The sequence below is a fragment of the Bartonella propinqua genome (assembly GCF_047263965.1).
Taxonomy (GTDB): domain Bacteria; phylum Pseudomonadota; class Alphaproteobacteria; order Rhizobiales; family Rhizobiaceae; genus Bartonella.
Genome location: NZ_JBLEBK010000004.1, coordinates 137180 through 160256, shown reverse-complemented (window position 1 = coordinate 160256; position 23077 = coordinate 137180). Strand labels below are relative to the sequence as shown.

Genomic DNA, 23077 nt, shown 5'->3' with positions numbered 1-23077 from the left:
TTATAAAAACAAAATGCAAAATAAAAAATAATGATAAAACAAAGAGTTAAGACATTTTTTTAATCGCCTTGACAATTTCTTCACGTAAAATGTCTTCAAGCAAAACAGGCAACTTACCCTGTAACCATTCTGTTATAGCTGGACGCAATACGTCCTTAGCAATCTTTTCTGCAGAAGAGACACAATACGCAGACAACTTTACGCGATCATCAGTCACATTCTCTGATTGCGATACCAACACTTCATCACTGCACTCGTTTGTTTTATGAATAGAACGCTGTTCTTCAGGGGAAGATTTTATTTTCTGCACATCCATACCTGCTGTATTATTTTCTGTTTCTATGTTTTTTTCCATTTGCGCTAAAGAAAAATCTTTATTCTCAGAAGAAAGACCAATACGGTCAGCCAAAGCTCTCATCGCATCATCAACCGATAAAGTTGTGTCATAGATATCCTCCGACGATGACAATCCTGAACTCTCTGTAACAGTATCCATCGCAACGCCTTCATTTGAAAAGTGATCAGGCTGAATTGCATTCTCTTCGATTATTTCGCGAATAGATGTCAAAATCTCATCCATACTTGGCTCACGTAACACGCTTGAACTCTGTACCATACTAAAAAACCTCTCAAAGATGCAACAAACAGAATCACCATTTCAGTGTAGGCAAAAGAACTATAAGATCAACATACCTCTTTGTCATGAAAATGGTGCTACACACAACTTTCTTCATTTATAAAATAACACCTACTGCTACATTCTCCAACATGTTTAATAACTAACTTGTTGACCTTTGAAATATTGAAACTACTTAGCAATATGGAGGGTTATTTTAAACTCTTAGCGGGTATATTTAATAGTTTTCAAGCCCAAATAACTTGCAGTTAATCGACCAACAGCAGACTGAACACTATAACTCGCAATAACAGCATTGCACTCTGCCATTGCAAGTGCAATTTGAGCGTTAATCAATTGAGTTCGAGAATTTAAGACATCTAATGTAGTTGCTTGCCCTACACGATTTTCTTGAATCCGACCTTTAAGAGCAATTTCAGCAGCACGAACACTTTCACGATAAGCAACGACAGATGCACGTGCACCCTCTAACTGAAACCAAGCAGTAGTAAGCGCCTGTCTTATATTACTACGAGCCAAATCAAGCTGGAGACGAGCATGCCCAAGTTGTTCCCTTGATTGGCGAATCTGTGCAGACGTACGCCCACCTTCAAATACTGGAATACTCACAGACAATCCCACTGATTTAGAAACACCGTCTTCTCCATGACCACTGTAAATCCGATTATAGGAGGTTGTTGCAGAAAAATCCACTTTAGGAAGTAATGCTCCTTCTTTTGCCTTTACATTATAAGAGCTAGCATCGACTAAATATTTTGCATAAAGAATCGCTGGATGCATAACAACACTAACTTTGTAAGCAGCATCAAGATTTATTGGCAAACCTTTTGCCACCAATGGACGTACTAATTTTTCAGGATCAGAACCAATAACTTGCCTATAAGCTGCCTCCGCTGTCTTCACATTAGCACGCGCAAAACTGAGCTCTGAAACAGCAACAGAACGCGCAGCTTGCGCCTGAGAAAGATCAACACGAGCACCCTCTCCCACATCAAGTTTGGCTTGATTGGAACGCACTTGCTCTTCAAGAGCAGCCAAATTTTCTCTACGAAGATCAGCAATACGACGTGCTTGATACACATTGGTATACGCTGTTACAGTATCCAAAAATATATTTTGTTCAGTATTCCGAAGATATTCACGCTGAGCCTGTAGCCTAACCTGAGCTGAAGAAAACATATTTTGCGTAATAAAACCGTCAAATAATCTTTGATTTAATTTTATTCCTATAGATCCAGAAGTACTATAAGAACCTATCATAGGTTTATTGCGCCCATAATTTCCAATTCCTTCAATTTGCGGCAATAACCCCGAACGTGCAATGATCACATCATCACCTAATATACGCACAACTGCACGTTCACTATTCAACTTAGCATTGTGTATATAAGCTTTAGCAAAAGCATCCATCAATGTCTCAGCATAAACCAATCTTGATATAAAAACACTCAAAATTAGCAATAAAAACACCTGAAACTTTTTGTTTATTTTGAACATAATATACACGATAAAAAACCCCACACTAACTCTATAATTATTTTTACTCATAAAATGAGACAAGCACTAAAATACAAAATCAGGCGCTCTTAAAAAACTAGGAAGACATTTGACAGCAAGATTAAAAGCACGACGAGTCGAAATAATTCCATCTGTTTTCATATAAATGCGCGCAACACCAGTATTACCGTGCCCCTCAACCACAACAAGGCGACCCCCATCTTTCATTTGGTCAAAAATATTTTCAGGGACAAAATCGACAGCACCTTCAATAAAAATAAGATCATAAGGACCTTTAGCAGCATGTCCGTGTTCTAAGGGCCCATGCACCACAATCACATTATCACATCGATTACGCTCTAAAATCTTGGACGCTTGTTCAGAAAGAGTTTGGTTACTTTCCAACGCAATCACAGACTCCGCAAGCTTTGAAAGCAATGCCGCACAGTAGCCACTCTTTGCACCAATATCTAAAACGACATCTGATGGCTTTACAGCTGCAAGCTGTAGTAATTTTGCTAAAGACGCAGGCCCCATTAAATAATTCGCAAGCCCCCCCTTTTGCTCTGAACATAAAGCAACATCAGTATCAAGATAACTCAAAGCCTTAACATCTTCTGGGACAAAATCTTCACGCGGAACCGTTAAAAACGCTTCAAGAACTGATAAATCCGTCACATCCCTTGTGCGAATTTGATTGTCAACCATTTTGCGGCGAAGCTCAGCAAAACTTGCAACCATAACCAACCTTTTCCCCCATATATCACAATAATAACTTTACCAAAGCAGCAACAATTAGGATCTAAAATCTTCTACTATAAATGTTACAAAAAAGCGCTCGGCAGTCAACAATTAGATTTTTACCACACCATTAGATTTTAACAGATTTTAATTGCATAATTTTTCACATAAAAAGCATTTTTAATAGGGAAAAAAATAACTTACTTGGGCACATTAACTCTGAAGACATTCTTAGTTAAAATCAGCTGGAGGCCTCGCCCGGAATCGAACCGGGATACAAGGATTTGCAGTCCTCTGCGTAACCATTCCGCCACGAGGCCTTACCAACAAACATAAAGCTGTCAATAAGGGAAGGCAACACATCCGTCAAGGTAAGAAATCTTTTCTGATCTTTTTTCCCCTTCTTATATAACTTTTGACATTTTTTTAAAAAAAAGTAATTTTACTCTTTGCAAATCGGTATCGCTTTGCTATAGCCTTATCAGTTGAATGATTGAGCGCTATTCCTCGGTAGCTCAGTGGTAGAGCAACCGGCTGTTAACCGGTTGGTCGCTGGTTCGAATCCGGCCCGGGGAGCCACTTGTAGCTTGCCATTAGGTTTTGCATAATTTGACACTAGGTTTTGCATCAATTCATTTTTTTCAAAGGATTTTTAAAGGCCTTCAAAGGGGTTTTTTAAGCCCCCCTCAAAGAGAATTGTTTTCTTCTGTTTAAAAATCTACAATTGGTGATGATTAGTTTTTTAGCTACAGTATTATTTGAAGAGCCAAATGTATAAGATGTCGTTACTTCTTTTATATGAAATTGGCTGAAGGTTTTTTGAATCTCTGGCACACCATTTAAAGAAAGAAGGAATTTCCCTTTCAATTGGGAAAGAATCGTTGCCATCACCTGATAATCTTCCCTCTTAAACAAATCCTTTCCGTAACAATCCTCAACACTCCAATAAGGCAGATCAAGATAAAATAAAACATTTGGTCGATCATAGCAAAGCATAAAGTCTGACCAGTTTAACTGTTCAATGGTAACACTTGGCAAGGAGAAATTCTTAAATCATTACCGCTATTATCAAACTTTACCTAGAATGTATCACATTCATTCCCTTCATGATCAATGATGATGGCAGATAAAAACCGATTCGACAATAAAACACCCCATCAAAGCGCTGATGCTGCCCTCATAACCAAAGCTAACCTGTAGATCGCTCTTACTTTGGGGAAATTCTTAAATCATTGCCGCTATCACTAAACTTCTGCCTCAAATGTATCACATTCATTCCCCGCATGATCAATGATGGTGGCAGATAAAAGACGCTGGTAAAAAACCTCATGAACAGGTTGTCACCCACTTTTACCACAATAAAAGGGCGTGTATACCTTAATCCTATAAGCGCCTCACCGTGCTTTTCTTATCAAGCATTGTAAATTCAGACAGGAGAACATGCAAACCACGCGGCAAAAAACTATATCAGGATAGCATAATAACTCTGTTCTTAAATTACAATGAATCCCGCACGGATAACAAATTCATTCGATATTATTTCCAAAACTAGAATGTGGCACCAGCTTTGTAGGTATAAAAAGAGAACTTTGACCAATCATAATTTTTTCTCCATTACTTAAGGGGACATACGTGATAATATTGTTTTAAAAAAAGCGTTATTCTATTTTTGTTGTCCTAAATTCAAAATTGCAAAAAACGAAAAAAGCTCTCTCCTGTATAGCTTTTAAATATTTGACTCAAGCTGCCTTTTTTACTGACTTGCGAGAACGAAAAGATTTTGTACCTCTTACCACTGTTTTTTCTTTTTCGTATCCTTCGCTTGAAGATGAAGAGTTTTTATTCTGTGACTGTGTAGCACTATCTTGGAGACTCAAAAATCGCTTCTGACGTTTAGATTTTTTAAAACGACGCCCCTTACTACTTCCTTTACCATTTTCTTTCTCTTTATTTTTTAGTATAAATGGCTTCTGAGGAAACGCTGCAAACTGCACTGGAATGGATTCACGTACTATTTTCATACGAATCAACTTCTCTACGGCATGCAAGCGCACCCTCTCTACTTTTTCATCAAAAAGTGTGATGGCATTACCAGATGCACCATTGCGTCCCGTGCGACCAATGCGATGCACGTAACTGTCAGCTTCATCTGGCAAGTCGTAATTAATAACATGGCTTATTTCTGGTATATCAATGCCGCGCGCTGCAATATCTGTCGCAACAAGAATTCGCACTGATCCTTCACGAAAAGCTTTCAGCGCACACTGCCGAGCATTTTGTGATTTATTCCCATGAATCGTCGCAACAGAATATCCTACCTTTTCTAAACTACGTGTAACAGAATCAGCTCCATGTTTGGTTCGGGTAAAAACAATAACTGAAGCGAAAACTGGATTTGTCAAAAGTTTCGCTAAAACACTCTTTTTTTCACCCGTAGGAACACAATATATTTTTTGAGCGATGTCTGCAGCTGTAGTTCCTTGTGGAGCAACCTCTATTTTTACAGGATCATTGAGCAGAGTATTTGCAAGTGCTGAAATTTCTTTCGGCATTGTTGCAGAAAAAAGCGCCGTTTGACGCTCCTTATGTAAAAATTTTACAATTTTCTGTACATCATTAATAAAGCCCATATCTAACATACGATCTGCTTCATCCAAAACCAAAAAACGAGACTGAGAAAGATCAATGCACCTTTCACGAACAAGATCTATTAAACGACCTGGCGTTGCTACTAAAATATCCACACCTGCTTCCATGCGTTTAATTTGTTTTAAACGTGACACCCCACCAAAAATGAGACATGTTGAAAGATGCGTTCCTTTTGCAACAATACGAATTGTTTCATCAATCTGCACAGCCAATTCACGCGTAGGCGCCAAAATTAAAGCTCGAGCAGTTCTCGGGCAGCGCTTATTACCCAAAGTCAAAATCTGACTCAAGACAGGTAAACTAAATGCCAAGGTCTTTCCAGAACCTGTCTGTGCAATCCCTAAAATATCGCGCCCTTTCAGCATCATTGGAATAGCTTGCTCTTGAATAAGTTTAGGTTTATTCATACCAGAAATGGATAAGTTCTTAATCAAAAGAGTAGACAAACCCAATTTTATGAAACCATTTTCTCTATCTATATTCAAAATAAAACCTCTCTTCAGTTCAACAACTACTAAAAAAATAATAAATTGAACTCTACCTCAAGAATCCACATAATGGAGAGCTTGACATTTTAAACTTGCGGAGCAAAGCTTGAAATAGCAACTATGCAACCTCAAAATAACTGAAAATAAGGACAAAGGTGCATAAACTTCATCTTACAAAGAACCAGTCATCCAACCCAAACATCTTCACATGTACTATCGTCAGATTACAATAAAAAAGCAAGTACCTTGCAAGATATATTTATCACAGACAAGAAAAACAATATTTTAATCATTTATTTATTATCGTTTCCTTTGGTAAATGTACTTTATCAAAATCAGAGTAAATCTCAAGAAAAACTGGATTATGTATAGTTTTTTGACCCCCATAAATTAAATACCATTGCGTTTGATCAAAAATCGCTAAAGTCTTATATTGAATGATGCGATCTTTCGTCTCAAGCGTAGTTGGAATCAAAGCATAAAAAGTACCGTTATCGGTTTGCAAATAATTTATATTGGTTTCACCTAAAGAATAAGCACCAGCAGGCAAATTCTCAAATTGAACACTCAGCTGTTTAAGAAAATTATTTCGTAAATCATTTTCTGTAGTATTTAATCGGCGAGCCATTTCTTTATAAAGCCGACTGGGCATGTAAGAAAAAATAGATGAAAAATTTTTATTTTTCACAGCATTATTAACATCAATAATTAAATTCAAAAGTTCAGCTTTTTGTATTGCTGTTGGCTCAATTGCTAAGCTCTGTGTGCCAAAATTAAAAAACAAAAACAAACTCAGCATGCAATAAAAAACAGATTTCATCGCTGTATCTCTTATTTCAACTGTTTCTATCAAAATTTTAACTGCTCAGATAACAAAATCAAATAATGTTTGATCATCAGTAATATCACGATAACGCCAACCTAATTCTTGAAACTTTTTTTCTAAAGAATAAAAATTATCGTATTTTTTTGTTTCAATTGCAACCAACACAGAGCCAAAACTTCTAGTTGATTTTTTGAGATATTCAAAACGCACAATATCATCATCTGGAGATAATTGAGCAAGAAAACTACGTAACGCACCAGGATGTTGCGGAAAACTAAAAATAAAATACTTTCTCAAGCCCTGAAACCGCAGAGAACGCTCTTTAATATCTGGCAAACGCTCAAAATCAAAATTACCACCTGAAATAACGAGAATAATTTTTTTTCCCTTTAATTCCTGAGAAGAAATACTGTTAAGAGAATCAAGTGATAAAGCACCAGCTGGCTCAAGCACTATACCTTCAACATTGAGCATCTCAAGCATTGTAGAACAAACCCGATTTTCAGGAACTGTAATAACAGAATCTGGTGAAAACTGTTTCAACATTGTGTAATTTAGCGTGCCAATTTCCGCCACCGCAGCACCATCTACAAATGTATCAATATTTTCAAGTTTGACGCGCTTTCCATTCTTTAAACAAGCAAACAAACTTGCAGCACCTTGCGGCTCAACAAATTGAAGTTTTGTTTTCCAACCATATTCACGTAAAAATTTGCTCACACCACTAGCTAAGCCACCTCCACCTACAGGTACAATCATTAAATCTGGCTCAGTATCTCCATTGAGTTTTTTCCATTGTACAACAGCTTCGCATAAGACTGTCGCCTGCCCCGTAATAATGCGAATATCATCAAATGGTGGTGCCATCACACCACCACCCTCAGCAACAAAGGATTGCGCAGCTGCATAACATTGATCAAACGTATTTCCAGTTAAACGGATATCAATAAACTCTTTACCAAAAATGCGCGTCTTATCAATTTTTTGTTGCGGAGTTGTCACAGGCATAAAAATCACGCCTTTACGTTTAAAATAGCGACAAACAAAAGAAACCCCTTGTGCATGATTTCCTGCTGACGCGCAAACAAATGCAGCATCTTGAGGAATCTTAGCAAGCATTTCTGAAACAAAATTGAAAGCACCACGAATTTTATATGATCGTACTGGTGTTAAATCTTCACGTTTCAGATAAATTTCTGCATCATATTTTTGACTGAGAAAATCATTTTTTTGAAGCGGTGTTTCAGCAAACACATTATGCAAAGCTGTCGTAGCCTTAGTTACGTCATGGATAAATTTGCTCATAACACCAGTCATTTCATGCTACGTTAATATTATACAAATTTCTTCTAGCTATAAAAACAATCATTAGCAATCATTGTCAGTCAAAAAATTATCAAAGAATGAAAAATTTTTCTCTCATTCATTAATTCTTGATTCAATGAAAGATATAGCTTATGAGAGAACTTTCATCGCGGACGTGATGAAATCGGTAAACATAGCAGACTTAAAATCTGCCGGTCTAAGACCTTGCGGGTTCAAGTCCCGCCGTCCGCACCATTTATATGCAAATTTTTTCTTATTTTCTAATAATTCAAGTGACAAGTGAAGCACATTTAGCGCCGTGTTGTGTAATATTGTTACAATGCTGTGATTATGTGAGACGCGAATCATTCATTCTTTTTGAATCAGTGTTTTAGTTACGCTAATAATCCAAAAAGTTTTCATTTTTTAGAATAGAAGTTTTAGTAATTATCCCTCACTTTATCATAATCATTAAAAAATTAATGATCTCTTCTCCACCATAAAATACTATTTTATAGTATAAAAAAAATAAAGGCTCCATTAAAGATGGAACCTCTTAACAATTTAATTTTGCAAAAATTAGAATTTGTAAGCTACACCAACACGAAAATCATTAGTCTTGTAGCCAATCTCCATTTCGTCTCCAAATTTCTTCTTACCAAAATCTGAATAACGATATTCTGCACGCACAATAACATCATTTGTTATCGAAAAATCAACACCACCACCAATAGTATAACCAATCATAGTCTTTGTATCATCTAATGTGCTACTAAAGCTCTCCTCTCCTGTAACTGATACAGACAAGGTATCCTGAAACTGCCCATAAGCAACACCACCAGAAACATAAGGCATAATACGACCAGCAGAAAAACCAACACGTCCCCGTGTAGCACCAGTCCATTTTTGTTTTAAAGTATGACCAAAAGTTATACGATCTTCTGCCTCTCTCTGATCTCCTACAGCTGGAAGAGAAACTTTGCTCGCTCCACTGTTTTCATTCGATTCATCCTTTACAATCTTACTTCCATCAGATTCGCTGGTAATGGTGATCGTTTTTGTATTTTTTCGTCCAGACAAAAGCACATCCGTCTCAACCCCCAAGATAAAACCATTGCCAGAATCAACATTAGCACCTGCATAAAAACCACCTATAAAACCGGAAAGCTCAGGTACATATTTCTTCTCAAGCGGAATCCACTTTTTATTTTTACTATCCTCATTAGGCAAAAGAGGAATTTCCTTATCAGGAACAAATGCAGAAACTTTACTCGAAAAGCCACCAATTTGACCTCCGAAATAAAATCCTGCCCAAGAAAAACTAGGAGAAACAGCGTCTGTTGAAACTGGTAAAGCAACGCGTTCCGGCTGATGAGAAAGCACAACATCTGCTGCCTGCACCACAGACGCTGAGAGAAAAACAGATGCTGTTATTAAATATTTTAACTTCATAATTATACCCCATTGTTGTTATTAAAACACTTATAAAACACATTACAAGTTAATATAAAGTATATTATTTTTTTTAAAACACATAAAAAAATATAAAGTAAAATACAGTTATCAACATATATATTACATAAATTATCAAAATAAAATTTTGGTTAGTTTTTTTATGTTAAGTAATGCCTTAAAATAACACAATTTAATTTTAGCATATTGATACTTATCAAATAGGTTATAAATACACTCTATAAAATATTAGAAAATAAGTTAGCGTGAACGCGTACATTTTTGCTCGCATATGAGTGTTCCTACACCCATTTTTTAAATTTTATTGTAACCTTGGATGCAACTAAAGTTGTGCACAAAAACCAATACATGGATAATGACAATAGCGCCTTTAACCTGCAACACGCTCATCTCATTAATCAATTTGTTTAATTAATATATATAAAAAACTAATAATAAATATTATTTTTTATATAATTATAAAAACTGTTTTTTAAAGAATAATCATATTTATTAAAAAAGTTTATTCAAAAAATAGAATGTATTATGATATCAAAAAGTAAATTATCAATAATAAAGTACTTTAATTATAAAAATAATTCATAATTTAAATAAAAAACTTTATTTAAAAAGTGCTTTACCATTGTTTATTTCTATATTATCCTCTGGCTTTATTGCAAAACGATCCTTATTTGGAAAAGTAATAAAACATCCCTTCGTACAAACTGTAGCAGTTTGATCATTATTGAGAGAAATATTTGATAATGTACTTCCTTCAGCAATGATAAGTGATTGTGCTTTTAAATCAGTATTCTTCACGGTTGCCGCAAAAACAACCACAGTTAAAATATTTAAAAACATAACTGCAACAAAAACATGAACATATTTTAGCATGCTAAGATTCCTTCCTCAGCGAAACGTTTATATAATACAAAGCGAAGAGCATTAGCTACCTTAGAAGTAGAAGTAATATTGGGCACATAAATAGCCAACGTAAATGAAAATTTCTTACTATCAAACGTAGTAAAATTTACCTGTGGTGCTGGATTTTTTAAAACACCCTCTGTCGCTGAAGCAATCTCTAATAAAATTTCCACAACGCGCTCTGGAGAAATATTGGATGAGACATCAACAGGAATATCAATCCGCCCTATTTTGGTACGTCGGGTCCAATTTGTTACATTATTATTGATGAGGCTTGAATTAGGAATAATAACCGTCTTGTGTTGGAATGTTTCAAGTTCAGTTGCACGCACACTAATCTGCTTGACAATACCACCTACAGATCCAGATTCCACGTAATCACCTAATTTAAACGGTCTCCCAACCAAAATAATAAGACCAGATACAAAGTTTTGAACAATATTTTGTAAACCAAAACCTATACCAAGCGAGAGCCCACCAGCAATCAGCGCAAAATTTCTAAGATCCAAACCTGCTGTTGATAATCCTATCAAAGCAGACACAACAACACCACCATAGCTAACCACTGTTTTGATAGAGTTACGCGCACCAGAATCAAATTCTTCACGCACTAATACTATACCATCCAGCCAACTGATAAATCGACGAACAAGGAACAAACAAGCAAGGAAAACAACAATTCCTGCCGCAATAGAAATCAAAGAAATATACACATTTCCAATTTGAAAACCAGTAATTAACTGCCACAACACTGCTCTCAAATCAGAATACGAAAACCCAAACTGAACAACAATCGGCATTGCACAAAACACAACAACAGCTAAATTGAGAAAAACGCTAATAATAATTCCCAATCGATCCATAGTTTTCTTTCCTAAATGCAACCACTGCATTAAAGCTTGACCAACGATTGTTTTCATAAATTGGCCTTTAGATCCAATAGCTTGAGAACTTTTTATTCCCAAATACATTAAAACCAAAAATGCACCACCAATCACAATTTGTTGCATTATAAAACGTGCCAAACCGATATAACCCAAAAAGTCCATTACAATAAGCAACATCCCCAATACAATAAGGGGTGCACGTATATAAAATGGCCAAAATAGTGACTCTCTTTCTTCACTTTGAGAACCTCTACGTCTAAACTGCAGCGGCACAAATGAAATTATAAACAGCAATACCGCCACAACAAAAACAGCAATGAAACTTTTAAAAACTGTCAAAGAGAAAGAAGCAGAAACAACTTGATAAATACTATCGAAAACAGCATCAAATGCCAAAACCCCACCTAAAAAAGTAAGCAATATTACCAATTGTTTTGCTGCTAATGGCGCAATATTGATGAGGCGCACATGTGTCATATTCGATGATAAAAGAACAACAGCTAAACGATTTATAAAAAAGATAAAAATAATTTGATTCCCAATCGCATAAAATACCGTTGTGAGTTTCCCTAAATCCAAACCAAAGCTGCGAAACAAAAAAAACATGAAATAAACGCAAATGATACACACAAGCGAAGGAAAAAGAATTGAAATAAAAGCGACCAATAAGCGCTGTAAATAAGATATTTTCTCATTACCAATACTGTTGGTAACACGACGATGTATACGTATAAGAGCCTTACGAGAAAAGTAAGAAAGACCACAAGCAATAACAATCGGAATCAAAAAAGTAAGAAATAGTTGTAGTAGTTTGAAATGAAAGACAAAGTTCCACCAAGATTTTAACAAAAATACAAAATTAGAGGAAGCTTCTTTGGTCTTTTCAATGAGGCGCTTGAGCATTGATGGCGAAAACTCAAACTTATATGTAAGTGTGCGTTTTAAAAGTTCCCGAGATTGAGCGCTAGCAAATTCGGCCATTCTATTTGTAGCTAGAAACACTTCTTCAAACCGAAGCATTGTATTATTAATCTTAGCCCTTTGCTCTATCAGATTAGAGTGCTCCTGACTTTGATCTTTCAAGTTTTTTTGGTTATCACGAAGCTCTGTTACTTGATCCAGAAGTGCATTAATATCATTAAGGGGAGTACGTAAAACAAATGCTGCTTCTATTGCACGTTTACTTATATCTCTTGCTCGTAACCGCAACTCTGCTAAAGCACGCTCATCTTCTAACTTACGCTCAAAATCTTTTTTTAAAGTCTCTGTATCTTGTTCAAGAGTCTTAGCAATTGACTGCTGTTGTTGAATAACTTTATCAATTGAATACGTAGTGAGTGATTGTCTAGTTATTACTTGTGGTATTAAATGCCCCCATGCACAAGAGCTAAACACAACAATAATCTTAAAAACGAAGAAAAGAATGCGTAATTTTTTTTTAAAAAATGAATACATATCTGCCTTACATAAATATGAGCAATTCCCTCCTGTTTAAAAATATGGCATGAAACAAATATTTTCAACTTCCATAAAATGATCTATAATGGATAATACTAAATTATAAAGCTTTCCCTCATCCTATAATACTGATAAAAGGAAGAATAATAGTAAGCTAAAATAATAAAATAAAGAAAGCATTCTCGTATGTTTTTTTTGCACCTGTATTGCAAAAAAGGAAATTTTCTCTCTTTCACGAATGGGCTTCTTTTGTCCTGCTTTGGCATGTTGCTGAAGAGTGCTCTAGGAGCGAGGAGCAACTTGATCAATCAGCCACATGCCAACGATATTAAAGCTAATACACTTCATCAAGAAAACAAGCGTAATCAATTTAATGTTACAATGGCTGCAAATAAAAAGTTCGTAACACTTCATATAAAATACGTTTTGCCTATTAGTGCTTTTCAAAGCATTCTAATATTGAATACATTTTTAATAACCACTGTAGTTACTTGCGCACAACTTCGTTATCTTCAAATGCAATATTTTTCAAACAAACGCGCTCCTCCCATTGTGTGAGCTATAAAACATTATTCTATTTTATTCCTGCCTTTAACCTTGATAACCATTAGATTACCTATTAGCGGAATATATCATGCGCACACCTATTTGGTTGACTACTCTTTATTGTTTTATCATTTTAAGCAGCATCTACATTGCTTTGCCCAATTTATTTTCGCAAGAACAAATTGAAAATTCAAAATTCTTACCGAACACTCATGTAACACTTGGGCTTGATCTTCAAGGAGGCTCTTCTCTCTTACTCGAAGTCGATACCAAAACATTAAAGCGTGATCAACTACACATAATTTTGGGCAATGTGCGTAATAAACTACGTGAAGAACAAATCCGTACATCAAGTGTCCGCATCATTGACAATAGCGTAGTTGCTATCATTTCTGATCCAACACAAAGTGAAAAAGCTCTTTCTGCTTTAAAGACTTTGATTACACCCATACACAGCAGCTTTGGCACTACAGCCGATGATATTGCTATCAGTGCTCAAAATGAAACTATCCGTGTAATATTAACTGAAGCGAGTATTAAAGACCGTATAAACAATGCTATTGAGCAAAGCTTAGAAATCATCCGTCGTCGTATAGATCAAGTTGGTGTGACTGAGCCTGCCATCCAAAAGGTAGGCACTGATCGTATTATGGTTCAACTGCCTGGTTTACAAGATCCAAAACAATTGCGTGATCTTTTAGGAACTACTGCTAAGATGACCTTTCATCTTGTTCCCCTCAATGTAGATATAAATAATCCACCTGTAGGGGTTTCAGTCCTTCCCGGATATATTGATGATGGACAACGCTATGCAGTTTATGACCAAATCGCTTTGGATGGAAATGTGCTCAAAGATGCTCGTGCAGGCTTCGACCCGCAAATGCCAGGACGTTCTATTATATCATTCACCATGAATTCCACTGGCTCAAAAATATTTGCAGATATAACCCGACAGAACATTAACCGCCCCTTTGCAATTGTTCTTGATAACAAAGTTTTAACCGCTCCCATTATTAATGGTGTTATTCCTAACGGGCAAGGCCAAATTACAGGGAATTTTGACCCCAAAGAAGCATCAACTTTGGCAGCTCTCCTGCGAGCTGGCTCTTTGCCCGCACCACTAACCGTAATTGAAGAGAGGACTGTAGGTCCCAACCTTGGTGCCGATGCCATTCAAATGGGACTTTACACAGGCATTATAGGCTTTGTTCTCGTTACAATTTTTATTTTTCTTCTTTATGGGATGTGGGGTATCATTGCGAACATAGCGTTGGCACTACATACCGTTTTAACACTTGCAGCTCTAAGTCTTCTTGGTGCTACACTTACATTACCAGGAATCGCTGGGATTATTCTAGGTATCGGAATTTCTGTTGATGCCAATATTTTAATCAATGAACGAATCCGCGAAGAAAGCCGAAAAGGGATTAGCGCCTTTGCTGCTTTGGATCGTGGCTTCAAACAAGCTTTTGCGACCATCGTTGATGCTAATGTTACTGCAATTATTGCAACTATTTTGCTATTTTGGTTTGGCACTGGCCCTGTTCGCGGTTTTGCTGTGACAATGTTGCTTGGTATTATCATCTCCATGTTTACAAATATCACCATTGTACGCATCATCATGATTTGGGCCGTGCGTAAGTGGAAAATTAAAACTCTCCATTTTCGCTCTGTTTTCAACATTATCCCCCAAAATACGACTTTTCGTTTTATGAAAGCTCGTTTTATTGGTATCGGTGTATCAATTGTTTTATCACTTGCTTCAGTTTTTTTATTTTTTAAACCTGGCTTAAACTTGGGCATTGATTTTATTGGTGGCAGCCAAATAAGTATTACCACAAAAGCACCTGCAAATTTGGCAACCTTACGCTCAAAGCTTTCCACCCTTAACATCGGTGAAGTGACACTGCAAAATGTTGATAGCGCAAACAATGTTCTGATTCGCATTCAGAAACAAAATGGCAGCGAAGCACAACAAACTATCGCTATTGATAAAGTCAAAAAAGCTATACACAATATCTATCCAGATACTATATTCGATCAAATAGAGGTCGTTGGTCCTAAAATTTCAGGTGAACTTGCCACAGCTGCTTTTACTGCTGTTATTTTAGCAGCGATTGCCATGTCGCTCTATATATGGTTACGCTTTGAATGGTTTTTTGCAATTGGAGCGATCGTTACACTCATCTTAGATACCACAAAAATGATTGGTTTTTTTGCTTTATTTAAACTCGATTTTAATTTAACAGCCATTGCTGCCCTTTTAACAATTGTTGGCTATTCCATAAATGATAAAGTTGTTGTCTATGATCGAATGCGTGAAAATATGCGTCTTTATAAAAAAATGCCACTGCGTGAATTGATTGATTCTTCAATTAATCAAGTTCTTATACGCTGTATCTTTACATCAGCCACCACGGTTTTAGCTATGCTCCCTATGGCGATATGGGGGGGAAGCGCTGTGCATAATTTTGCATTTCCCATGGTCTTTGGAATTATTATTGCAACATCATCTTCAATCTTCATTGCAGCTCCTATTTTATTACTGTTAGGGGATTGGTGGAATAAACGAAATAATCATACAAAAACGCTAAACTAAAATGAAAATACCATGCTAATCCACATGACATGTCACCTTCTTTTTTTCATAAAAAATTATAATCGCTTCAATTAGTTCACTTTTTTGAAAAGAATCGTAGATAATTATGCTCCATGATACGCCACTTATTACAACTATTGTTGCGGGTTTATGTTTAGCATTTCTTTTGGGAATGATTGCTAATCGTTTGCGCATCTCACCACTTGTGGGATACTTATTAGCGGGTGTTATTGTGGGGCCCAATACAGGCGGATTTGAAATAGATTCCATTATTATCAACCAACTTGCTGAAATTGGTATAATTTTGCTAATGTTTGGTGTTGGACTACATTTTTCATTAAAAGATCTTTTATCTGTCAAAGCTATTGCTATCCCTGCTGCTATTGCACAGATGGCATTTTCTACTTTTTTAGGTTTGTTGCTCAGCCTGATTATGGGGTGGGGATTTAGCAGCGGCATCGTTTTCGGTTTAGCTTTATCAACAGCAAGTACTGTTATCCTGCTGCGCGCTTTGCAAGAACGCCATCTTATTGAAACAGAAAAAGGACGTATTGCTGTAGGTTGGTTGATTATTGAAGATCTTGCTATGGTTCTTATACTTGTTCTCATACCGTCACTAGCAGCCATCTTTGGTAATACAAAAAAAGAAGCTATTGATCCTCTTGTTCAATGGCTAGACTTAGATATTAAAGGAATTTTTGGTCTTACCATCTTAAAAGTTATTGTATTTATCGCTCTCATGCTTGTTATTGGGAGACGCGTTATTCCATGGCTACTAAAAGTAAGTGCACAATCAGGGTCACGTGAATTATTTCGTCTCAGTGTCTTTGCAATTGCACTAGGAGTAGCTTTTGGAGCTGCTCATTTATTTGGTGTTTCTCTTTCTCTTGGTGCCTTTTTTGCAGGTATGGTTATGAGTGAATCAGAACTCAGTCATCGTGCAGCAGAAGAATCTTTACCATTGCGAGATGCATTTTCTGTTCTCTTTTTTGTTTCTGTAGGCATGTTATTTGATCCAGGAAAAATATTGACCAACTTTTTTCCTCTCCTCGCAACGTTATTAATTATCATACTAGGAAAATCTATTGTTTCCTTCTTCATCGTTAAAGCTTTTGGTTACTCTAATAAAACTGCTTTAACCATCTCTGCTAGCCTCGCACAAATCGGAGAGTTTTCTTTTATTCTTGCAGGACTGAGTTTGAATTTTGGGCTCTTAAATAACGATGCTCATGACTTAATTCTTGGAGGCGCAATTCTCTCTATCTTATTCAATCCTTTTGTTTTCACCGTCTGTGACAAAATTAAAAAATATCTAGAAAATTTTTCTGCAAATTTACAAGATACACAAACAATTATTAATATTGATCCAGAGGATTCTGACCAAGAATTCGTGCCAATTACTTCAAAAATCAATCATATTGTCGTTATTGGTTATGGTCGTATTGGTAAATATGTTGCACTATCCTTAATGAAGAAAGGTGAACCTGTAATAGTAGTGGAAGAATCAAGACGCCTTGCTGATAAAGCAATTACAGATGGAATCGAGGCAATTTGCGGCAATATCATACAACAAGAAATAATAAACGCAGCCAATATTAATAACGCATGCAAAGTTGTTATTACAATGCGCAACAGTATTGAAGTAGGGCAATGTATAACAAATATACGTGATATTAAGAAAGATATCCCAATCATCACTCACGCACTATCCAATACAGAAACAGCCTATCTCATTGATTTAGGTGCAGATATTGTAGTAACTGATGATGATGAAATCGCTAATGGTGTTATTGAACATGTAACTGGACAACGATCTTTATCACATACAAGTAACCATGAATTAAGTTTATAAAAAGCATAAATACAAACAAAAAGCGGATGACAAAGCATGAAAATAAAGCAATTTATATGGCCATTTATTGGTATTTTAGCAATGCTAATATCTATCCGTATTCTTTATATCAAGTTATCTGCTATTTCTTTCAATGATGTACTAGAACGCCTAAGTAATTTGAATGCACAGCACTGGCTATTAGCCTGTTTATGTTCTCTGATAGCTTATGCTGCTCTCGCTGGGTATGACAGAATTGCCTTGCAACATCTCGGTCATAAAATTTCTTGGGTTTTCATCGCTATATGTTCGTTTACCACTTATGCACTTTCACACAATATCGGTGCTTCAGTTTTTTCCGGTGCAATTGTGCGCTATCGCGCCTATAAAATGAAAGGATTAAGTGGGACAGAAATCGCAATATTAGTAGGATTTTGCTCTTTTACTTTTATAATAGGCACAATCTTACTTTTTGGTATCGTTTTGATTCTGCAGCCTGAAATTATCACTCTCATTCATAAAGATCTTCCTGAATGGCTTGGTACGATGGCTGGTGCAATTTTACTCATCTGCATAGCACTTTACATTTTTGGCAGCTGGCTTCAGTTAAAACCTTTACGTTTAGGCAAGAAAATTCAACTTTCTTACCCCCAGCTGAAAATTGTTATTCAGCAGCTGCTCATTAGCCCGCTAGAACTTTTAGGAGCAGCAGGAATTATATACGCTGTACTTCCGCATAACGCAGATATTCATTTTATTTCTGTTCTTGGTGTTTTTCTTGCATCGTTTACTATAACCATTCTTTCTAATGCCCCTGCAGGAGGGGTTGGTGTTCTTGAAGCCCTATTCATAACAGGTATGCCCAATACAGATCCAACTGATATTATCGCAGCGCTTATTGTATTTAGAATGCTTTATTTGATTATACCGTTTATCCTCTCATTATTCGTTGTAGCAATTTTTGAATTTCAGCAATATCGGAAACGAATACAAAAGGCATCACCTAAATAAAAAAGGACATATCTCCATTATTCTTTTTGCACACACAAATAATAAATAATGGTATCATCTTCGATTTTACATGGAAATTAATGCAATTATTATCCTCACCGTGATCTTCTTTAGCTTTAGTATAAATTTTATACTTGCAATACCTTTATTTCTACAAAAACTCCCTTTTAAAAATATGTAGCAATATTTAATATTTTAATTTTTCTTTAAAAATCTATCCATAAACTTACCTAATAAAAACTATGCGGAAAAGTAACAACTTCTATAACCTTCATTGGATTTTAAATGCAGATATTTAATCACTATTTTGTAGTATAATACACATTGTAACGCTTTTAGCTAAAGAAGGAATAAAAATAAGCTTCGTAAACAATCACACAAAATACAAACAATAATTTCAGAAAATTTGTTATATTAAAAAAACACAAAAAAGTATACACGTGATTATTATTTCATTTACAAATGACTCTGCATTATTTTTCCTCAAATTCCCATGCTGACTATCGATTAAAGCTCTTTTTTATCATAAAAAAAACCACTAAACTTAAATGCTTTCGCATATTTATCACTACGCACTTTAAAATCTTTCATTAAAAATAGTTTTTAAAATAATAACCAAACAGCCACTCCCTCATCAGCTTCCAACTTTCTATAATAATAGTGATAAATTTTTCTCTTTTATTTAGCGCGAATTACTAGTTTTTTTCCTGCAAAACAAGTCGAGAAATAAGAATTTTAGATATATTTCGGCGATCCATTTCTATAACTTTAAAACGCAAACCATCAGATTCAAAGCTTTCACCTTCGTTGGGCAAATGACCAAAACGCCAAAGCATAAATCCTGCTAGAGTAGTATAACGATCTGCTTCATCAACAAGATTACGCTCAAGGTAACCACTTAAACGACGAATATCCGCATATCCCTCAACAAGAAAACTTCCATCTTCAAGCTGTTCTGCTACCACAGGTTGTTCTTCATCATCATCAGGAAAATCCCCTGCAATAGCTTCAAGAATATCTGTCGGCGTTGCAATTCCTTCAAAAGATCCATGCTCGTCAACAATAATTGCAAGCTGAATCGAAGAACGCCGTAATTGCTCCATCAATCGTAAAACGCTTGTATTTTCATGAACAACGAGTGGTTCACGCATAGCTTTTTTCCAATTGATCTTTTTGCCCTCAGCCAAACTCAAAAGAAGATCTTTGGTCAAAGCAACACCAACAAATTCGTCCACTTTTTCACGTGCAAGAATTAAGCGACTATGTTTAACTTGTTGCAACTCTTCACGCATTTCATTTTCATCACTATTTAAATCTAACCACTCAATCTCATTACGTGGCGACATAATAGAGCGGACAGGACGATCTGCCAAATCAAGAACACCACGAATCATCTCCTTTTCTTCTGGTCGAAAAATTTCAGAAGCTGCAGCCTGCTCAACAATCACATCCACAGTTTCACTAAGATTGCCGTCCTTTTTTCCACCCCCTAAAAGCCTCAAAACAGCATCAGCTGTTCGGTTACGTAAATCATTTGTTGTAATCATTTTTTCACGATTATGACGTCCAATTTGATTAAAAGCTTCAATGAGAACAGAAAAGCCTATAGCCGCATACAAATACCCTTTTGGAATATGGAAGCCAAATCCTTCAACAATCAAAGTAAAGCCAATCATCATCAAAAAACCAAGACAAAGAATGACAATAGTATTATGACGATTAATAAAACGCATAAGAGTGCCAGATCCATACATCATCACACCCATAGCAACGATCACTGCTACATACATAACCATTGCTTGCTCTTTGGCAATCATACCTGTTGCAGTGATAATACTATCAAGGGAAAACACTGCATCAAGTACAACGATTTGAACAATTACCTGCCAAAAAACGGCATAAGTAACACCTGTCTCTTTTTCATGCGTGGCACCTTCTAACCTTTCATGTAATTCTAGTGTTCCTTTTGCCAGCAAAAAAGCTCCACCACCAATCAAGATGAAACTATGCCAACTAAACATAAAGGACGAGATAGAAAGAATCATTGTCTCGAGATTCATCACCCATCCAATAACCGTCAAAAGAAAAAGTCGCATAACTAATGCTAAGGTTAAACCTATCAAGCGTGCGCGATCACGCAAATGCAAAGGCAGTTTTTCGGCTAAAATCGCAATAAAAACAAGGTTATCTATTCCCAAAACAATTTCGAGAAAAATTAACGTAACCAAGCCAAACCACGCATTGGGATCAGCGATCCATTCCATCATAGTTCACCCTTTAAAAGCGTCTTGAAAAGCTTAAATGCGTGCGGCTGAGAAAACAAATTCATGAGCTTTCATTCGCACAATTGATCAAAAACATTGAACATCAGATTAAGTTTAGAAGCAGAAAAACACATGGCATTACGTAATAAATGCACATGACTATTGATAAAACTTATAAAATAGAACGGCAAATTATACCGCTTGCAACCACAAGAAGGTTTTTCTGAATTTTGCTCGGGCATTACGCTCGACGATCCTCCAACTACAGTTCCAACTTATAATCAGAACATTTATTTATAGAGACCTCTATAATGGTTCTGTTTTTGTATAAGATCAAGAGGCAGTAGCATATTTTAACTGTACAACCAATTGAGCTATAATTTCTACTGTTTTATACAAAAAATAACGAAACCATCTAGACATCTTTCCTCAAGAGCGTTATAGAGCCACTCGTTCCTATCTTTTAAGAATGAGTGGGTGATTAGCTCAGTTGGTAGAGCAGCTGACTCTTAATCAGCGGGTCGTGGGTTCGATCCCCTCATCACCCACCAATAAAATCAATAAATTAGCAATTTTCCTTCAACCATAAAAAAGTGTTTTTACCTGCTGAATGCTCTATCGCGCCACCCAAATGAAACTATGGGGAGGCTTATAAAGGCAATAATATTTGAATGGCTAACACAATAAAATATCAGTTTGATATCCAATTTTAGACAGGAATATAGGGATGAACTATTAATAGCTGATAATACTGATTCGTGATAATTGATAGATTATCTTTAAAGAAATTTTTTCTATACAGCTATAGCATCAATCTGTTATCCATCGTCACGGTAGAGATTTCATGGATCTTACCTCTTAAGAAAATGTAAACAATGTCTCAAAATAAAATATCTATCTTAAATTCTAAAATACTAAAATTATATTCCTCAATTCAGTAGATGAACGCACAAAATTGTAAAAACTATATCTTTAAAGATATTAAACTGCATATTGAATGAAATTGAAAGAAAATTATACATTAGCTTCAAATTTTAAAAAATGTTTAGCGTTATTTGATAACCAAATGTTTCTTTATTTTACCATAAATGATTTATGTTCCACATTTGAAAATGAGCTAAACTATATTGCTCTGTCATAGTTCGTTTACAATCAAACCAATTTAATCAGTGACATAGCTACTCATGACGTTTTTTATAGATTCTCAGCATTATTTTCACACCTATTTTGGTGTATTAACAGATAAATAATCCTAAAATGCAGATTATCATTTCAAATCTTGTTAGAGGTTTGATTATCACGAATTGGGAAATATTAGGGCATTTAAACATAGCAATAAAATTGACGTTGTTGTGTGCTTTCTTAAATATTTTTATCTCTTTTTATATACCATCGACTATCTTTTTACATCCAAAACATCATTTCGAAGAAACACCTGATCAATGCGAGCACAACAATCAATATGATTTATGAGCTTAGCACCATCATAGGGACATCGGATTAAGTAGAATTTATACTCTCATATGCAAAAACAAAAGGAACTTTTTTGATAGGTATAGTATATTTTTTGCAGTTTTTTTTAGTCTTCTAATGAAAATACCTAAAACTGTACAAAATGAAAGCCAAAACTAACAAAGCTGGTGGAATAGCTATATCTCATCATTCAGCTATTTTAGACAAAACCCAGCACTTTTTATACCTTACCTCATCCAGACGATAACTATGACAACCCCTATAGTTCTCGTTTCTTATACACGAGAAATATTGAATACTGATACCAAAGCTATTGCGATATTTGAAGCACTATAATTCATTGGGCATATTTACGGGCACACTTTTTGCTCCGATACTTTATCAAGCTTTATCAAGAAAAAGCCGCTAGCTACTTTATTCGCTATTATGGCTATAGAGCTTATCATGCTATCAGAAAATGCAAATATTTTAATTGTTGCACCTGTTTAT

General features: G+C 35.7%; 13 protein-coding genes, 4 tRNA genes and 2 pseudogenes. 6 read left to right on the top strand and 13 right to left on the bottom strand.

Annotation, left to right across the window (positions count from 1 at the left end; all coding sequences use genetic code 11):
• Positions 1-46 precede the first annotated feature (46 nt).
• The 4 genes from ACMFKV_RS04635 to ACMFKV_RS04620 form a co-directional block, all read right to left on the bottom strand.
• Positions 47-616 carry a DUF2497 domain-containing protein gene (locus tag ACMFKV_RS04635; protein WP_413154616.1) on the bottom strand — a complete coding sequence of 190 codons (570 nt, stop codon included), beginning with the start codon at positions 614-616 and terminating at the stop codon, positions 47-49.
• Positions 617-841: 225 nt separating this feature from the next.
• Entirely contained in the window at positions 842-2185 is a 1344-nt protein-coding gene (locus ACMFKV_RS04630; protein ID WP_336288289.1) for a TolC family outer membrane protein, read from the bottom strand.
• Positions 2186-2200: 15 nt separating this feature from the next.
• Entirely contained in the window at positions 2201-2875 is a 675-nt protein-coding gene (locus tag ACMFKV_RS04625) for a protein-L-isoaspartate O-methyltransferase family protein (RefSeq protein WP_413154615.1), read from the bottom strand.
• A gap of 246 nt (positions 2876-3121) precedes the next feature.
• A tRNA-Cys gene (locus ACMFKV_RS04620) sits at positions 3122-3195 on the bottom strand.
• A 184-nt stretch (positions 3196-3379) separates the two neighbouring features.
• On the opposite strand from ACMFKV_RS04620, the gene ACMFKV_RS04615 reads away from it, so the two are divergent.
• Positions 3380-3454: transfer RNA gene (locus tag ACMFKV_RS04615), tRNA-Asn, on the top strand.
• 96 nt (positions 3455-3550) lie between these two features.
• Here ACMFKV_RS04615 and ACMFKV_RS04610 read toward each other — a convergent pair.
• From ACMFKV_RS04610 to ilvA, 5 genes and pseudogenes are all read right to left on the bottom strand, one after another.
• Positions 3551-3913, bottom strand: a pseudogene (locus ACMFKV_RS04610) (DNA adenine methylase); the annotation flags it as partial.
• Positions 3914-4006: 93 nt separating this feature from the next.
• Positions 4007-4262, bottom strand: a pseudogene (locus ACMFKV_RS04605) (late control protein); the annotation flags it as partial.
• Positions 4263-4614: 352 nt separating this feature from the next.
• Positions 4615-6009, bottom strand: a complete 1395-nt coding sequence (locus tag ACMFKV_RS04600) for a DEAD/DEAH box helicase (protein ID WP_413154614.1) — start codon at positions 6007-6009, stop codon at positions 4615-4617.
• 292 nt (positions 6010-6301) lie between these two features.
• Positions 6302-6832 carry a hypothetical protein gene (locus ACMFKV_RS04595; RefSeq protein ID WP_336288307.1) on the bottom strand — a complete coding sequence of 177 codons (531 nt, stop codon included), beginning with the start codon at positions 6830-6832 and terminating at the stop codon, positions 6302-6304.
• A gap of 45 nt (positions 6833-6877) precedes the next feature.
• Entirely contained in the window at positions 6878-8143 is a 1266-nt protein-coding gene (gene ilvA / locus ACMFKV_RS04590; RefSeq protein ID WP_336288286.1) for a threonine ammonia-lyase IlvA, read from the bottom strand.
• A gap of 169 nt (positions 8144-8312) precedes the next feature.
• Here ilvA and ACMFKV_RS04585 point away from each other — a divergent pair.
• Positions 8313-8398: transfer RNA gene (locus ACMFKV_RS04585), tRNA-Leu, on the top strand.
• 324 nt (positions 8399-8722) lie between these two features.
• Here ACMFKV_RS04585 and ACMFKV_RS04580 read toward each other — a convergent pair.
• From ACMFKV_RS04580 to ACMFKV_RS04570, 3 genes are all read right to left on the bottom strand, one after another.
• Complete coding sequence (locus ACMFKV_RS04580) at positions 8723-9595, bottom strand: outer membrane protein (RefSeq protein ID WP_336288285.1); 873 nt, start codon at positions 9593-9595, stop codon at positions 8723-8725.
• A gap of 621 nt (positions 9596-10216) precedes the next feature.
• On the bottom strand, positions 10217-10489 hold the full coding sequence (locus ACMFKV_RS04575) for a hypothetical protein (protein WP_336288284.1): 273 nt from the start codon (positions 10487-10489) through the stop codon (positions 10217-10219).
• Entirely contained in the window at positions 10483-12861 is a 2379-nt protein-coding gene (locus ACMFKV_RS04570; RefSeq protein WP_413154613.1) for a mechanosensitive ion channel domain-containing protein, read from the bottom strand. Before ACMFKV_RS04570 ends, ACMFKV_RS04575 begins: the two co-directional genes overlap by 7 nt.
• 637 nt (positions 12862-13498) lie before the next feature.
• Between ACMFKV_RS04570 and secD the strand changes: the two genes are divergently transcribed.
• The 3 genes from secD (at position 13499) to ACMFKV_RS04555 (ending at position 18851) form a co-directional block, all read left to right on the top strand.
• On the top strand, positions 13499-16009 hold the full coding sequence (gene secD / locus ACMFKV_RS04565) for a protein translocase subunit SecD (RefSeq protein WP_413154612.1): 2511 nt from the start codon (positions 13499-13501) through the stop codon (positions 16007-16009).
• 106 nt (positions 16010-16115) lie between these two features.
• Complete coding sequence (locus ACMFKV_RS04560; RefSeq protein ID WP_413154611.1) at positions 16116-17861, top strand: cation:proton antiporter domain-containing protein; 1746 nt, start codon at positions 16116-16118, stop codon at positions 17859-17861.
• 36 nt (positions 17862-17897) lie between these two features.
• Positions 17898-18851, top strand: a complete 954-nt coding sequence (locus tag ACMFKV_RS04555; protein ID WP_413154610.1) for a lysylphosphatidylglycerol synthase transmembrane domain-containing protein — start codon at positions 17898-17900, stop codon at positions 18849-18851.
• 695 nt (positions 18852-19546) lie between these two features.
• Here the strand turns inward: ACMFKV_RS04555 and ACMFKV_RS04550 are convergent.
• Positions 19547-21118: a TerC family protein gene (locus ACMFKV_RS04550; RefSeq protein ID WP_413154609.1), complete on the bottom strand. Its 1572-nt coding sequence runs from the start codon at positions 21116-21118 to the stop codon at positions 19547-19549.
• 472 nt (positions 21119-21590) lie between these two features.
• On the opposite strand from ACMFKV_RS04550, the gene ACMFKV_RS04545 reads away from it, so the two are divergent.
• A tRNA-Lys gene (locus tag ACMFKV_RS04545) sits at positions 21591-21666 on the top strand.
• Positions 21667-23077: the final 1411 nt, after the last annotated feature.

Excerpts from the sequence above, each read along its gene's own strand:
- ACMFKV_RS04560 (WP_413154611.1), top strand. The coding sequence starts at position 16,116 with ATGCTCCATGATACGCCACTTATTACAACTATTGTTGCGGGTTTATGT.
- ACMFKV_RS04555 (WP_413154610.1), top strand. The coding sequence starts at position 17,898 with ATGAAAATAAAGCAATTTATATGGCCATTTATTGGTATTTTAGCAATG.
- ACMFKV_RS04575 (WP_336288284.1), bottom strand. The coding sequence starts at position 10,489 with ATGCTAAAATATGTTCATGTTTTTGTTGCAGTTATGTTTTTAAATATT.
- ACMFKV_RS04630 (WP_336288289.1), bottom strand. The coding sequence starts at position 2,185 with ATGAGTAAAAATAATTATAGAGTTAGTGTGGGGTTTTTTATCGTGTAT.
- ilvA (WP_336288286.1), bottom strand. The coding sequence starts at position 8,143 with ATGAGCAAATTTATCCATGACGTAACTAAGGCTACGACAGCTTTGCAT.
- ACMFKV_RS04570 (WP_413154613.1), bottom strand. The coding sequence starts at position 12,861 with ATGTATTCATTTTTTAAAAAAAAATTACGCATTCTTTTCTTCGTTTTT.
- ACMFKV_RS04635 (WP_413154616.1), bottom strand. The coding sequence starts at position 616 with ATGGTACAGAGTTCAAGCGTGTTACGTGAGCCAAGTATGGATGAGATT.
- secD (WP_413154612.1), top strand. The coding sequence starts at position 13,499 with ATGCGCACACCTATTTGGTTGACTACTCTTTATTGTTTTATCATTTTA.
- ACMFKV_RS04595 (WP_336288307.1), bottom strand. The coding sequence starts at position 6,832 with ATGAAATCTGTTTTTTATTGCATGCTGAGTTTGTTTTTGTTTTTTAAT.
- ACMFKV_RS04580 (WP_336288285.1), bottom strand. The coding sequence starts at position 9,595 with ATGAAGTTAAAATATTTAATAACAGCATCTGTTTTTCTCTCAGCGTCT.
- ACMFKV_RS04625 (WP_413154615.1), bottom strand. The coding sequence starts at position 2,875 with ATGGTTGCAAGTTTTGCTGAGCTTCGCCGCAAAATGGTTGACAATCAA.
- ACMFKV_RS04550 (WP_413154609.1), bottom strand. The coding sequence starts at position 21,118 with ATGATGGAATGGATCGCTGATCCCAATGCGTGGTTTGGCTTGGTTACG.